This window comes from Streptomyces sp. NPDC047315 (assembly GCF_040643215.1).
Classification (GTDB): Bacteria; Actinomycetota; Actinomycetes; order Streptomycetales; family Streptomycetaceae; genus Streptomyces.
In genome coordinates, this window is sequence record NZ_JBEYTZ010000027.1 from 58,143 (window position 1) to 72,469 (window position 14,327).

Genomic DNA, 14,327 nt, shown 5'->3' on the forward strand with positions numbered 1-14,327 from the left:
TCGGAGGGCCGGGGTCCCACCCGGCCCTCCGTCCAGTCCCCGCCGGTCACAACTCGGCTCCGGAGTCGCCGCAGGGTTGCTGCAAGGCGAGGGCCCCGGGTGCGGTCGGGCGGGAGTGTCGGCGCCGGCTCGTAGAATCGTTGCGTGGACACGACCCTCCAGGACCCGCTCGTCGGGCAGCTGCTCGACGGCCGCTACCGCGTCGACGCGCGCATCGCCGTCGGCGGGATGGCCACGGTCTACCGGGCCGTGGACACCCGGCTGGACCGGGAGCTCGCCCTCAAGGTGATGCATCCGGCGCTGGCCACGGACGCGACGTTCGTGGAGCGCTTCATCCGGGAGGCCAAGTCCGTCGCCCGCCTCTCCCACCCCAACGTCGTCGGGGTCTTCGACCAGGGCGCGGAGGGGGCGTACGTCTATCTGGCCATGGAGTACGTGGCCGGCTGCACCCTGCGGGACGTGCTGCGCGAGCGCGGGGCGCTGCAGCCCAGGGCCGCGCTCGACATCCTGGAGCCGGTCCTCGCGGCGCTCGGCGCGGCGCACCGGGCCGGCTTCGTCCACCGCGACATCAAGCCGGAGAACGTCCTCATAGGCGACGACGGCCGCGTCAAGGTGGCCGACTTCGGTCTCGTACGGGCCGTGGGATCGGTCACGAACACCACCGGCAGCCTGCTGGGCACGGTCTCCTACCTCGCGCCCGAGCAGATCGAGGACGGCACGGCCGACACGCGCACGGACGTGTACGCGTGCGGCGTGGTGCTCTACGAGATGCTGACGGGCGCCAAGCCGCGCTCCGGCGGCACCCCCGCCCAGGTCCTCTACCAGCACCTGAACGAAGACGTGCCGCCCCCGTCGGCGACGGTCCCGGGGCTGGCCGTGGAGCTGGACGAGCTGGTCGCCACCGCGACCGCCCGCAATCCCGAGGTCCGCCCGCACGACGCGGTGGCGCTCCTCGCCCTCACGCGCACCGCGCGGGCGGCGCTCGACGAAGAACAGCTCGACCTGGTGCCGCCGACGGCGCTCGCGGGCCCGGACTCCGCCGACCAGACCACCGGCAAGCGCAAGGGCAAGGCCGCGAGGACCGGAGCCGTCGCCCGGCGCAGCGGCTCGGAGGAGCGTACGGACGTACTGCCCCGGCCGCCCCGAATACTGCCCCCCGAGGTCGGCCGCGTCGAGCACACGGCCCGGCTGGCGACGCCCCAGGGGCCGCCGCCCGACGGCCCGCCGCGCCGTTCCTTCCGCCCGGGGCTGCCGCGCCGCGGGGTGGTCACGATCCTGGTGGCCGTACTCGCCGCCTTCGCCATCGGCGCCGGCGTCTGGTACATCAACTCCGGCCAGTTCACCCGCGTGCCCGCCGTCATCGGCAAGACCGAGGCCGACGCCCGCAAGCGGATCGAGGGCGCCGGTCTGGACGTGAAGGGCGTACGGCGCGACTTCAGCGAGACCGTCGAGCGGGGCACGGTCATCGGCTCGGACCCGGGGACGAACGAACGGATCCGGGGCAACGGCTCCGTGACGCTCGTCGTCTCCCGCGGCCCGGAGGTCGTCCGGGTCCCCGCCGTGGCGGGTGACCCGCTGGCCACCGCCGAGGACAAGCTCCGCAAGGCGGGGCTGGCGCCCGGCGTGGTCACCGGGGAGTTCAGCGCGGAGGTCCCCCGGGGCTCCGTGATCCGTACGGATCCGGCCGCGGGCACCGGTCGCAGCCCCGACTCCGCGGTGGCGCTCTTCGTCAGCAAGGGCGCGCCCATCGAGGTGCCGGACGTGACGGGCCAGTCCGTCGACGAGGCCACCGCCGAGCTGGAGGGCGCAGGCTTCAAGGTCGCCATCGCCCCCGAGCAGGTGAACGCCCCGCAGGAGGCGGGCACCGTGGCCCGGCAGTCCGCCGCCGAAGGCGCCAGGCTGGCCGCCGGGGACACGATCACGCTCACGGTCTCCAAGGGGCCGCGCATGGTCGTGGTGCCGGACGTCGGCGGCCGTTCCGAGGCCGAGGCGAAGAAGGCCCTGGAAGCCGCGGGCTTCGAGGTCAAGGTCGAGAAGAGCTTCCCCTTCCTCGGGGACAAGGTCGGCGGCCAGTCGCCGTCGGCGAACGAGCGCGCCCCCGAAGGCAGCTCGGTCACCATCACGATCAAGGGACTGTAGGCAGACGCATGCGCAACCCCGTCGGCGGCCACGTACCGGTGGCGGGCGGCCTCGCCACGACCGGACTGAGCTACGCGAGCGAGCTGGCGGCCGAGGCCGTCCAGGTCTTCGTGGCCAATCCGCGCGGCTGGGCGACCCCGCCCGGCAATCCGGCCCAGGACGAGACGTTCCGTGAGCAGTGCGCCGAGCGCGCCATCTCGCCGTGGGTGCACGCCCCCTACCTGATCAACTTCGGCTCGCACACCGAGGAGACCGCGCAGCGGTCGGTGGAGTCGATGCGGCACTCGCTGCGCCGGGGCCGGGAGATCGGGGCGCTGGGCGTGGTGGTGCACACCGGCTCGGCGACCGGGGGCCGACCGCGCGAGGTCGCGCTCGCCCAGGTGCACGAGCTGGTGCTACCGCTGCTGGACGAGCTGACGCACGACGACGATCCGTTCCTGCTGCTGGAGGGCACCGCCGGGCAGGGCGCCTCGCTCTGCTCCCGGGTGGCGGACTTCGGCCCGTACTTCGAGGCCCTGGAGCACCACCCCAAGCTGGGCATCTGTCTGGACACCTGCCATGTGTACGCGGCCGGCCACGACCTCGCGGCGCCGGGCGGGATGGCCGCAGCACTGGACGAGTTGGTGGAGACCGTGGGCGAGGGCCGGCTGAAGCTGGTCCACGCGAACGACTCCAAGGAAGTCGCCGGTGCGCACAAGGACCGGCACGAGAACATCGGCGTCGGCCACATCGGCACGGAACCGTTTCGGGAGCTGCTGCGCCACCCGTCGACCGAAGGCGTGCCGCTGGTCATCGAAACGCCCGGCGGCAAGGAGAAGTACGCGGCGGACGTGGCCCTGCTGAAGGAACTACGGTCCGCGGCGACGCAGCCCCGCGGAGATCACGAGGCCGTCTCCGCCATTCCGTAGGACAGGCCCTAGGTCGTGTCCGTAAAGTCCCGCGCGCGTTCCTGGCGTCTCTTGACGTAGCCGCCGTTTCCCTGCGGGAGCGTTGGTCTCCACTGGCCGGTGGTGGGCTTTACGGGCACGACCTAGAACTCGGGGCCGTCCCCCGGCTCCTCCTGGTAGGAGTAGCGCTGTTCGGTCCAGGGGTCGCCGACGTTGTGGTAGCCCCGCTCCTCCCAGAAACCGCGGCGGTCCGCCGTCATGTACTCCACGCCCCGGACCCACTTCGGCCCCTTCCAGGCGTACAGGTGCGGCACCACGAGCCGCAGCGGGAAGCCGTGTTCCGCGGTGAGCAGCTCGCCGTCCTTGTGGGTGGCGAAGATGGTGCGCTCGGCGGTGAAGTCCGCGAGCCGCATGTTGGAGCTGAATCCGTACTCGGCCCACACCATGACGTGGGTGGCGTCGGGGGCGGGCGGCGCGAGTTCGACGACGGTGCGGGCCGGCACGCCGCCCCACTCGGCCCCCAGCATGCTGAACTTGGTCACGCAGTGCAGATCGGCCACGACCGTCGAGTAGGGCAGCGCGGAGAACTCCTCGTGGTTCCAGCAGTGCTTGTCCCCGTCGGCGGTGGCGCCGAAGACCCGGAACTCCCAGCGCTCCGGCCGGAACTTGGGCACCGGTCCGTAATGGGTCACCGGCCATCCGCGCTGTAGTCGCTGCCCCGGCGGAAGCACGGACTCCGCTGGTTCCCGGTAATCCCGGCTCTCCGGCTGACCCATGTCCCCAATGGTGACAGACCGGGAGAGCCGGTCATGACCGGGCCCGTACCGATTCGGGCAACTCCTACTAAGGAGGCACTTACTGGACGGCCTTCGGTGGCGGTGCGAGGATGCGCGCACCTGCCCCACCCAGCCTCACGCGTGGAAGGAGCCGCTGCGATGCAGGGCGACCCCGAGGTCATCGAGTTCCTCAACGAACAGCTCACGGGCGAGCTGACGGCCATCAACCAGTACTGGCTGCACTACCGGATCCAGGAGAACAACGGCTGGACGAAGCTCGCCGCGTACACCCGGTCCGAGTCCATCGACGAGATGAAGCACGCGGACCGGCTGACGGAACGCATCCTCTTCCTGGACGCGCTGCCGAACTACCAGCGGCTGTTCCACGTCCGGGTGGGTCAGACGGTCACCGAGATGTTCCAGGCGGACCGGCAGATCGAGGTGGAGGCGATCGACCGCCTCAAGCGCGGCATCGACCTGATGCGGGCGAAGAACGACGTCACCTCCGCGCGGATCTTCGAGGAGATCCTGGAGGACGAGGAGCACCACATCGACTACCTCGACACCCAGCTGGACCTGATCGAGAAGCTGGGCGAGCCGCTGTACCTGGCCCAGCAGATCGAGCAGCCGGACAGCTGACACGGCTCTGCGGAAACGGTCCTGCCGGCGGCTCGGCGCCTGACGGCCGACATCCGGCGCACGGGCGCGCCCGACGCGTCGCTACGCCGCTTCGCCGAGCTTCTTCACGGCCGCCGCGGCAGCCGCGATCCCGTCCGGCACGGCGGTCAGCGCGGGCCTGCCCTGCTCGACCAGCTCGCGCCGGGGGCAGTTGCCCCGGCCGAGGAGCGCCTGGATCCGGCGCACGCACGATCCGCAGTCCGTGCCCGCCTTGCTGGCGGAGGCTATCTGGCGGGGAGTGCAGGCGCCCGCCGCCGCGTGCTCCTTGACCTGCTGCTCCGTGATGCCGAAGCACGAGCAGACGTACACGCGGTTCACCTCCTGACGTGGTCCCCCACGGGTCCGGTACGGACTCGGGGCTACGGAATCGGGCCGTGCCTTTCCCGACACATCGACCGATCCGTCAGTGAGGCTAACCTAACCTTACCCGTCGGGGCGAGGCCGCAAAAGCCGGATGGGGTGCGGATCACAAGGATCCACACCCCATCCGGTCAATTCGGACCGGAGCGACGATCTACGTCAACACCGCCGCCGGCACGGTCACAGTCACCGTGCGGTCACTGGTCGCGGTACATCTCGGCGACCAGGAACGCCAGGTCCAGGGACTGGCTGCGGTTCAGCCGCGGGTCACAGGCCGTCTCGTACCGCTGGTGCAGGTCGTCGACGAAGATCTCGTCGCCGCCGCCCACGCACTCCGTGACGTCGTCGCCGGTCAGCTCCACGTGGATGCCGCCCGGGTGGGTGCCCAGCGCCTTGTGCACCTCGAAGAAGCCCTTGACCTCGTCGAGCACGTCGTCGAAGCGACGCGTCTTGTGGCCGGAGGCCGCCTCGAAGGTGTTGCCGTGCATCGGGTCGGTCACCCACGCCACGGTCGCACCGGACGCGGTCACCTTCTCCACCAGCTCGGGGAGCTTGTCGCGGACCTTGTCCGCGCCCATCCGCACGACGAACGTCAGCCGGCCGGGCTCGCGCTCCGGGTCCAGCCGGTCGATGTACGTCAGCGCCTCGTCGACCGAGGTCGTCGGGCCCAGCTTGATCCCGATCGGGTTGCTGATCCGGGAGGCGAACTCGATGTGCGCCCCGTCCAGCTGGCGGGTGCGCTCGCCGATCCAGACCATGTGCCCGGAGGTGTCGTACAGCCGTCCCGTGCGCGAGTCGGTACGGGTCAGGGCGCCCTCGTAGTCGAGCAGCAGCGCCTCGTGGGAGGCGAAGAACTCGACCGCGCGGAACTCGGCCGGGTCCGTGCCGCACGCCTTCATGAAGTTCAGCGCGTTGTCGATCTCCCGGGCGAGCTGCTCGTAGCGCTGGCCGGAGGGGGAGGACTTCACGAAGTCCTGGTTCCAGGCGTGCACCTGCCGCAGGTCGGCGTAGCCGCCGGTGGTGAAGGCGCGCACCAGGTTCAGGGTGGAGGCGGACGCGTTGTACATCCGCTTCAGCCGCTGCGGGTCCGGGATCCGGGCCTCTTCGGTGAAGTCGAAGCCGTTGACCGAGTCGCCCCGGTACGTGGGCAGGGTCACGCCGTCGCGGGTCTCGGTCGGCTTGGAGCGCGGCTTGGAGTACTGGCCGGCGATCCGCCCCACCTTGACGACGGGCACGGACGCCGCGTACGTCAGCACGGCGCTCATCTGGAGCAGGGTCTTGAGCTTCGCGCGGATGTGGTCCGCCGAGACGGCGTCGAACGCCTCGGCGCAGTCGCCGCCCTGGAGCAGGAACGCCTCGCCCCTGGCGACGGCCCCCATCCGGGCGCGCAGCTGGTCGCACTCGCCCGCGAAGACGAGCGGCGGATAGCTTTCGAGCTCGGCGATCACATCGCGCAGAGCCTCGGCATCCGGGTACTCGGGCTGCTGCGCCGCGGGCAGGTCTCGCCAGGTGTTGCCACCGGAAAGGGTGGTCTTAGCGTTCACGGTCACACCGCCAACAGTACGGGGTCGCGCCGCGCCCTTCGGTGGCCGCCCAGTACGTGAGACATGCAGTCCAGCATCTTGTCGCTTTTTGCCCGCTCCCGAGGGGCCCGGTGCCGTCCGGTGCGCACTCGGGTCGTACCGCCGGGCGAAGGGCGTGCGCTACAGTTCGCCGCATGTACGCGCACTCGATCAACCGCCAGTGGTGGTGGCCCGCTCATCCGGCGGCCCGCTGATCGCGCGTACCCACGTGTTTCGAAGGCCGCCCGAGGGGCGGCCTTCTGCTTTTCCCCCGCGACCCGGTGACACCGGGCTCCCGGACCCGGCCGTTCCTCTCCCCGCCCCGATTGGGAAGGAACCCGGATGTCCCGCACCCACCCCGTACTCGCCCGGCTGCTCGACGACGACACCCCCTTCGCCCTGCTGCGCCGCCGCACCCCCGGCCGCGACCACGACACCGTCGAGGTGCTGCTGGGCTCGGTCCACACCTGTGCGACCCTCGCCGAGCTGCCCGTCTTCACCGACCTCCCCACGCTGGCGCTGGTGCCCTTCCGGCAGATCCGGGAGCGCGGCTTCGACGTGCGGGACGACGGCACCCCGCTGAGCGCGCTGGTCGCCCACGCGTCGTACGAGCTGCCCCTCTCGGAGGTCGTCGAGGAGCTGCCCGACCGGGCCGTGCGCGTGGAGGGCGGCGGCTTCGACGTGTCCGACGAGCGCTACGAGGAGATCGTCCGCCGGGTCGTGACGGACGAGATCGGCGCCGGCGAGGGCGCGAACTTCGTGATCCGCCGCACCTACACGGGCACGGTCCCCGGCTTCGGGCGAGCGGACGCGCTCGCGCTGTTCCGCCGGCTGCTCACCGAGGAGAGGGGCGCGTACTGGACGTTCGTCGTGCACACCGGCGAGCGCACCCTGGTGGGTGCGAGCCCGGAGGTGCACGTGCGCATGAGCGGCGGCACGGTCGTGATGAATCCGATCAGCGGCACCTTCCGCTATCCCCCGCAGGGCCCCGACGTCGCGTCGCTGCTGACCTTCCTCGCGGACGGCAAGGAGCGCGACGAGCTCTCGATGGTGGTCGACGAGGAGCTGAAGATGATGTGCACCGTCGGCGACCGCGGCGGGGTAGTCGTCGGCCCGCGGCTCAAGGAGATGGCGCACCTGGCCCACACCGAGTACGAGTTGCGCGGCCGGTCGACGCTCGACGTGCGCCAGGTGCTGAAGGAGACCATGTTCGCCGCGACCGTCACCGGCTCGCCGGTGCAGAACGCCTGCCGGGTCATCGAGCGGCACGAGCCGGAGGGGCGCGGGTACTACGCGGGCGCGCTGGCGCTGCTCGGGCGGGACGCGCAGGGCGGGCAGACGCTGGACTCCCCGATCCTGATCCGTACGGCCGACATCGACGCGCGGGGCCGGCTGCGGGTGGCGGTGGGGGCGACGCTGGTGCGCCACTCGGACCCGGCGGCGGAGGTCGCGGAGACCCACGCCAAGGCGGCCGGGGTGCTGACCGCGCTCGGGGTGCGGCCGGGCCGGGCGACGGAGGGCGGCGTACGGCCCCGGCTGGCGGACGACCCGCGGGTGCGGGCGGCCCTGGACGCCCGCCGTGCCGGGCTCGCGCCGTTCTGGCTGCGGATGCAGGAGCGCGCCGACGAAGCAGCCGGCGGGCTGCGCGGGCACGCCCTGGTGGTCGACTGCGAGGACACCTTCACCGCCATGCTGGCGCACCTGCTGCGCTCGACCGGCCTCTCCGTGACCGTGCGGCGCTACGACGAGCCCGGGCTGCGGTCGGCGGCGCTCGCGCACCTCGGCCCGGTGGTGCTGGGCCCGGGGCCCGGCGATCCGTCCGACGCCGGCGACCCCAAGATGCGGCTGCTGCGCCCGCTCGCCGCCGACCTGTTGCAGGGGCACCCGCACGGCGTGCTGGGGGTGTGCCTGGGCCACGAGCTGATCGCGGCGCAGCTGGGCCTGGAGGTCGTCCGCAAGGCGGAGCCGTACCAGGGCCTGCAGGAGCAGATCGACCTCTTCGGCCGGGAGCGGACCGTCGGCTTCTACAACAGCTTCTCGGCGCGCTGCGACGCGACGGAGCGGGCCCGGCTGGGTGCGCGGGCGGTGGACGTGGCGCGGGACGCGGTGACCGGCGAGGTCCACGCGCTGCGTGCACCGCGCTTCGCCTCCGTCCAGTTCCACCCGGAGTCCGTACTCACCCTGGACGGCCCGGCCCTCCTGACGGAGTTGCTGCGCGACAGCGTGCTGCTGGACGTCTGAACGTCCTCCGGGCCCGTCCATAGCGCGTCTGGGCGCAGCCGCTGTTTCCCTGCGGGAGCGTTGGTCTCCGCGGGCCGTGGTGGGCTTGCCGCGCAGTTCCCCGCGCCCCCCAAAGACCGTCCCCCAACCCGCAGACACACGACGGGGGGACGAAACAGGGGCGCGGGGTACTGCGCGAACAACCACAGACGGGCCGCAGACGCCACCGCACAGCTCGCCGCACGGCGGAACCGCGCCGGTCGAGGCGGGCGGAGGCACGCAGGACTTCGCGGACGCGGGCTACGCGTCGGCCGTCGCTGGGACGAGGACGTTCTCGTTGTGGCGGCCGGCCGCGTAGTCGGTCACGTTCCGGACCGTGGCCTCGACGATCTGGCCGACGGCGTCGTGGGTGTAGTACGCCTGGTGGGAGCTGACCAGCACGTGGGGGAAGGTGACCAGCCGGGCCAGGGTGTCGTCGGTGATCGCCTCCAGCGACTTGTCGAGGAAGAAGAGGCCGGCCTCCGCCTCGTACACGTCGAGTCCCACCCCGCGGAAGCGGCCCCGGCGCAACTCCCCCACCAGCGCTTCGGTGTCGATCAGCCCGCCGCGGCTGGAGTTCACCAGGACCGCGTCGTCCTTCATCGAGCGCAGCGCGTCGGCGTCGATGAGGTGGCGGGTGGCCGGCAGCAGGGGCACGTGGAGGCTGACGAGGTCCGCGGCGGCGAGCAGTTCGCCCTTCTCGACGTACCGCATGCCGAGCGCCGTGCAGGCGGGGTTCTCGGCGACGTCCCAGCCGAGCAGCCGCATGCCGAAGCCGTGGGCGATGCGGGTGAACGCCTCGCCGATCTTGCCGGTGCCCATCACTCCGACGGTGCGGCCGTGGAAGTCCCGGCCCATCAGTCCGTCGAGCCGGAAGTCGAAGTCGCGGGTGCGGGCGGCGGCGCGGACGATGCGGCGGTTGACCGCCATGGCCAGGGTCCAGGCGAACTCGGCGACGGAGTACGGCGAGTAGGAGGAGACCCGGGCGATGGTGAGGCCGAGCTCCTCGGCCACGTCGAGGTCGATGTTGTTGAAGCCGGTGGAGCGCTGGGCGACCATCCGGGTGCCGCCGGCGGCCAGGGTCCGCAGCACCCGCGCGTTGAGGTCCGCGTTGACGGACGTGGAGATCACCTCGTGGCCGGCGGCGATGGGGGCGGTGTCCTCGTTGAGGAAGACGTCCAGGCAGTGGACTTCGTGGAGCCCTCGGAAGGCGGCCTCGATCAGCGGCTGCTCGTCCGCCTGCACTCCGAAGGCGAGGATCTCCACGAGCGCTCTCCCTTGTACGTGCCGTGCGTACGTGAGCTGTGGGCCGAATATACGGCCCACAGCCCGAATGCGCCGATCAGAGCGGTGGCTGCGGTGCGGGGCGGGCGGCGCTCAGCCGAAGAAGACGCCGACCTCTTCGTAGAGCGCGGGGTCGACGGTCTTGAGCTTGGCCGTGGCGTCCCCGATGGGCACGCGCACGATGTCCGTGCCCTGGAGGGCGACCATCACGCCGAAGTCGCCGTCCCGTACGGCCTCGATGGCGTGCAGCCCGAAGCGGGTGGCCAGCCAGCGGTCGAAGGCGCTGGGCGTGCCGCCGCGCTGGACGTGGCCGAGGACGGTGGTGCGGGCCTCCTTGCCGGTGCGCTTCTCGATCTCCTTGGCCAGCCACTCGCCGACGCCGGAGAGCCGCACGTGCCCGAAGGAGTCCAGGGTGCCGTCCTTGAGGACCACGTCGCCGTCCTTGGGCATGGCGCCCTCGGCGACGACGACGATCGGGGCGTACGTGGCCTTGAAGCGCGAGGTGACCCAGGCGCAGACCTGGTCCACGTCGAAGCGCTGCTCGGGGATGAGGATGACGTTGGCACCGCCCGCGAGCCCGGAGTGCAGCGCGATCCAGCCCGCGTGCCGCCCCATGACCTCCACGACCAGGACGCGCATGTGGGATTCCGCGGTGGTGTGCAGCCGGTCGATCGCCTCGGTGGCGATGCCGACGGCGGTGTCGAAGCCGAAGGTGTAGTCGGTGGCGGACAGGTCGTTGTCGATGGTCTTGGGGACGCCGACGCACGGGACGCCGTACTCCCCGTGGAGCCGGGCCGCGACGCCGAGGGTGTCCTCGCCGCCGATCGCGATCAGCGCCCCGACCTCGGTCTTCGCCAGGTTCTCCTTGATGCGGCGGATGCCGTCCTCGGCCTTGAGCGGGTTGGTGCGCGAGGAGCCGAGGATGGTGCCGCCGCGGGGCAGGATGCCCCGGACGGCGGGGATGCCGAGCGGGATGGTGTCGCCTTCCAGCGGTCCGCGCCATCCGTCGCGGAAGCCGAGGAACTCGTACCCGTACTCCTGGACGCCCTTGCGGACGATCCCGCGGATCACAGCGTTGAGGCCGGGGCAGTCGCCGCCCCCGGTCAGTACTCCGACGCGCATGGAAAGAAATCCCTTCGCCAGACGTGCCCATGGAAGAGTGGTGACCGTCACGCTAATGGTGATCCAGGTCACTACGACTGGGCGGAGAAGGTCAATCCCCCTGTCGGACCGGCCGCTTCCCGCGCTGGTCAGCGGGGTGCGGCCGAGCCGAGTCCGGCGGCGCGTTCACTCGTACGAGCGCCGGTGGTGCGGCACGTGCGTCCCGTACGCCCTCCGGAGCCCCGCGAGCACCGGGCGCACCACGGTCACACGGCGGGGCTCAGGGCTCAGCGCGCCCGGCCGGCGGACGGGCCGGGCCGACCCGACTGGCCCCGCTCACCCGTCTCGCCAGCCGCTTACGGCCTGTCTGACTCATCCGGCTCATCCGGCTCGTCGATGCCTTGCTCTATCGCGTACCGCACCAGCTCCACCCGGTTGTGCAACTGGAGCTTGCCGAGGGTGTTCTGCACGTGGTTCTGCACGGTGCGGTGCGAGATCACCAGCCGCTCGGCGATCTGCTTGTACGAAAGGCCCTTGGCGACCAGCCGCAGCACCTCGGTCTCCCGGTCGGTCAGCCGGGGCGCCTTGGGGTCGCCCGGTCCGGACGTCGGGGCGGGGTCGGTGGCCAGCCGGCGGTACTCGCCGAGGACCAGTCCGGCGAGGCCCGGCGTGAAGACCGGGTCGCCGACGGCGGTGCGCCGCACGGCGTCCGTCAACTCCTCCGTGCTCGCGGACTTGAGCAGATAGCCCGTCGCCCCGGACTTCACCGCCTCCAGGACGTCCGCGTGCTCACCGCTGGCGGACAGCACCAGGACCCGCAGCCCGGGCAGCGCGGCGACCAGTTCCCTGCAGACCTGGACGCCGGGCTTCTGCGGCAGGTTCAGATCGAGGACCAGCACGTCGGGCGTCACGGCCTTGGCGCGGCGGACGGCCTGCTGGCCGTCGCCGGCCGTGGCGACGACGTCGAACCCGGCGGCGGCCAGGTCCCGGGCGACCGCGTCCCGCCACATCGGGTGGTCGTCGACGACCATCACCCGGGTCGCCGCCGCGCCGTCCGTCCGCTCCGCCACGTCCTGCGTCCGCTCCGTCATGTCCTGTCCTTCCCCCCGGGGACCCCGTGGGCCCGTGGAACCTTCAATTCGACCTCGGTGCCCTGGCCCGGCACCGAGATCAGCTCGGCGGTGCCGCCCAGGTCCCGCAGCCGGCCGCGGATCGAGAGGGCGACCCCCAGCCGCCCCTCGCCCTCGGCCTGGGCGAGCCGGCCGTCCGGAATCCCCGGGCCGTCGTCCCGGACGGTCACGACGACCTCGTCCGGCCAGTCCTCGACCAGGATCCAGGCGTGGGCGCCGGGGCCCGCGTGCCGGTCCACGTTGTCCAGCGCGGCACTGACGGCGGCGGCCAGCTCCGTCGCCGCGGCGGGCGGCAGCAGCACCGGGGCGCCCGGCTCCGAGAGCGTGACCCTGGCGCCGGCGTGCCGGGCGAGCAGCGAACGCAGGTCCTGCTCCGCTGCTGCGCCGACGTCATCGGAGGCGTCGGGGTCATCGGGGTCGTCGACGTCGACGAGTCGTACGACCGCGCCCTGGGAGGCGTCCTCGGAAGCACGGGTGGTGGGCACCAGGCCGCTGGAGACCAGGGTGCGCAGGGCGATCTCCTGCTCCCCGGCCATCCGACCCAACTCGGCGGCCTCGCCGCCGACCTCGGCGCCGCGCCGCTGCACCATGGCGAGCACCTGGAGCACGCCGTCGTGGATGTCCCGGGCCAGTCGCTCGCGCTCCCGGGTCGCGGCCTCGATCTCCAGGGCGCGCGCCAGGGTGCGCTCGGAGGCGCGGGCGACCTCGACGACGTAGCCGATGGCGATGGACGCCACCCACACCAGCACCACGTTGTGGAAGGTGTCGCCGCTCGGCTCGCCGCGCTCGACCATGTTGGCGACGGCGACCAGGGAGGACGCGAAGCCGGCCCAGCGCCAGCCGCCCTTGAGGGCGAAGGCGAGGACGGCGCCGGCGGTCCATATCGACGGCAGCGTCGGGCCGTCCGTCTCCTGCGCCTGCGCGTCGGCGAGCGGGGTGATCAGGATGCCGGTGAGGGCGATCGTCAGGTCGACGGCGAGGAAGGGGCGGGTGCAGCGGGCGGCGGAGCGCACCTTGGGCAGGGTGGCCAGGGTCCACACCGCGAGGACCGCGAGATAGCCGAGGGCGACCGCCTGACGCTCGATGTACTGCTTGTTGAGGACGAACAGGAGGAGGGCGTAGAGCATGGTGAGGACGCGGTAGCCGGCGAGGGCGCGCCACAACGGCAGCTCCACCGACATCCGTACGACCCGTTCGCGCCGTGCCATGCTCTTCGATCCCCCCGTGCCCTGCCCCGTCTTCAGTCGCGTCTGTCGCCCTCGGCGGCGTCGGACTCGACCGCGTCCTTCTTCTGCTCCGCCTTCTGCTCGGCCTTCAGTTCCGCCTTCTGTTCGGCCTTCTGCTCGGCGAGTTGACGCTTGGCCACCGTCGCGTAGATGTCCACGTACTCCTGGCCGGAGAGCTTCATGATCTCGTACATCACCTCGTCGGTGACCGAGCGCAGGATGAAGCGGTCGCCCTCCAGGCCCTGGTAGCGGCGGAAGTCCAGCGGCTTGCCGATCCGGATGCCCGGACGCATCAGCTTGGGGACGATCTTGCCGGGGGGCTGGATCTTCTCGGTGTCGATCATCGCCACGGGGATGACGGGGGCGCCGGTCGCCAGCGCCACGCGGGCGAGCGCGCCGGGCTTGCCCCGGTAGAGCCGGCCGTCCGGCGAGCGGGTGCCCTCGGGGTAGATGCCGAACAGGCCGCCGTCCTCCACGACCTTGATCCCGGCCTGGATCGCCGCTTCGGCCGCGCCGCGCGCGCCGGAGCGGTCCACCGGGAGTTGCCCGACGCCCTTGAAGAAGGCGGCCGTCAGCTTTCCCTTGACGCCGGGGGAGGTGAAGTACTCCGCCTTGGCGATGAAGGTGACCTTGCGGTCGAGGACGGCCGGCAGGAAGAACGAGTCGGAGAAGGAGAGGTGGTTGCTCGCGAGGATCGCGGGCCCCTCCGCCGGAATGTTCTCCAGACCCTCCACCCAGGGCCTGAAGGCGAGCTTCAGACTGCCCCCGAGGGAGAACTTCATTGCGCCGTAGATCAACTCGGGTGCCTCCTGTTGCCGTCGGTCAGACCTTAACCCGAGGTGGGCCCGGGCTCGCCGTGCCGGGCCGGTGCACGGGGTCCGACGCCCCTCCGAAGGCGCCGCGGCGGGGCTGTGGACCTGGTCGG

Annotated in this window: 12 protein-coding genes; 4 read left to right on the forward strand and 8 right to left on the reverse strand. The window is 71.9% G+C overall.

Translation table 11 applies throughout. From position 1 onward, the window contains the following. Window positions 1-144: 144 nt before the first annotated feature. Both pknB and ABZ842_RS28025 read left to right on the forward strand, forming a co-directional pair. Complete coding sequence (pknB, locus tag ABZ842_RS28020) at window positions 145-2,139, forward strand: Stk1 family PASTA domain-containing Ser/Thr kinase (RefSeq protein WP_361542440.1); 1,995 nt, start codon at window positions 145-147, stop codon at window positions 2,137-2,139. An 8-nt stretch (window positions 2,140-2,147) separates the two neighbouring features. Then, window positions 2,148-3,047, forward strand: coding sequence for a deoxyribonuclease IV (locus tag ABZ842_RS28025; RefSeq protein ID WP_361542443.1), 900 nt, complete (start codon window positions 2,148-2,150; stop codon window positions 3,045-3,047). 122 nt (window positions 3,048-3,169) lie between these two features. Here the strand turns inward: ABZ842_RS28025 and ABZ842_RS28030 are convergent, their stop codons facing one another. Next, window positions 3,170-3,802 carry a sulfite oxidase-like oxidoreductase gene (locus ABZ842_RS28030; RefSeq protein ID WP_361542446.1) on the reverse strand — a complete coding sequence of 211 codons (633 nt, stop codon included), beginning with the start codon at window positions 3,800-3,802 and terminating at the stop codon, window positions 3,170-3,172. Window positions 3,803-3,961: 159 nt separating this feature from the next. Between ABZ842_RS28030 and bfr the strand changes: the two genes are divergently transcribed. Continuing rightward, window positions 3,962-4,441, forward strand: coding sequence for a bacterioferritin (bfr, locus tag ABZ842_RS28035; protein ID WP_361542449.1), 480 nt, complete (start codon window positions 3,962-3,964; stop codon window positions 4,439-4,441). An 81-nt stretch (window positions 4,442-4,522) separates the two neighbouring features. Here bfr and ABZ842_RS28040 read toward each other — a convergent pair whose 3' ends face one another. Beyond that, window positions 4,523-4,798, reverse strand: a complete 276-nt coding sequence (locus tag ABZ842_RS28040; RefSeq protein ID WP_361542452.1) for a (2Fe-2S)-binding protein — start codon at window positions 4,796-4,798, stop codon at window positions 4,523-4,525. A 239-nt stretch (window positions 4,799-5,037) separates the two neighbouring features. Next, entirely contained in the window at window positions 5,038-6,384 is a 1,347-nt protein-coding gene (locus ABZ842_RS28045) for a class II 3-deoxy-7-phosphoheptulonate synthase (protein WP_361542616.1), read from the reverse strand. 360 nt (window positions 6,385-6,744) lie between these two features. Here ABZ842_RS28045 and ABZ842_RS28050 point away from each other — a divergent pair, with 360 nt between their 5' ends. Continuing rightward, window positions 6,745-8,643, forward strand: a complete 1,899-nt coding sequence (locus ABZ842_RS28050) for an anthranilate synthase family protein (protein WP_361542455.1) — start codon at window positions 6,745-6,747, stop codon at window positions 8,641-8,643. A gap of 279 nt (window positions 8,644-8,922) precedes the next feature. Here ABZ842_RS28050 and ABZ842_RS28055 read toward each other — a convergent pair whose 3' ends face one another. From ABZ842_RS28055 to ABZ842_RS28075, 5 genes are all read right to left on the reverse strand, one after another. Continuing rightward, window positions 8,923-9,927, reverse strand: coding sequence for a 2-hydroxyacid dehydrogenase (locus ABZ842_RS28055; RefSeq protein ID WP_361542458.1), 1,005 nt, complete (start codon window positions 9,925-9,927; stop codon window positions 8,923-8,925). A 111-nt stretch (window positions 9,928-10,038) separates the two neighbouring features. Beyond that, window positions 10,039-11,067: a 6-phosphofructokinase gene (locus ABZ842_RS28060; RefSeq protein WP_361542461.1), complete on the reverse strand. Its 1,029-nt coding sequence runs from the start codon at window positions 11,065-11,067 to the stop codon at window positions 10,039-10,041. Window positions 11,068-11,402: 335 nt separating this feature from the next. Continuing rightward, window positions 11,403-12,137 carry a response regulator transcription factor gene (locus ABZ842_RS28065; RefSeq protein ID WP_361542463.1) on the reverse strand — a complete coding sequence of 245 codons (735 nt, stop codon included), beginning with the start codon at window positions 12,135-12,137 and terminating at the stop codon, window positions 11,403-11,405. Continuing rightward, the gene (locus tag ABZ842_RS28070; protein ID WP_361542465.1) at window positions 12,134-13,384 is read right to left on the reverse strand and encodes a DUF5931 domain-containing protein; all 1,251 of its coding nucleotides are present in this window, start codon (window positions 13,382-13,384) and stop codon (window positions 12,134-12,136) included. Before ABZ842_RS28070 ends, ABZ842_RS28065 begins: the two co-directional genes overlap by 4 nt. A gap of 32 nt (window positions 13,385-13,416) precedes the next feature. Beyond that, window positions 13,417-14,199, reverse strand: coding sequence for a lysophospholipid acyltransferase family protein (locus tag ABZ842_RS28075; RefSeq protein ID WP_361542468.1), 783 nt, complete (start codon window positions 14,197-14,199; stop codon window positions 13,417-13,419). Between the last annotated feature and the right edge of the window lie 128 nt (window positions 14,200-14,327).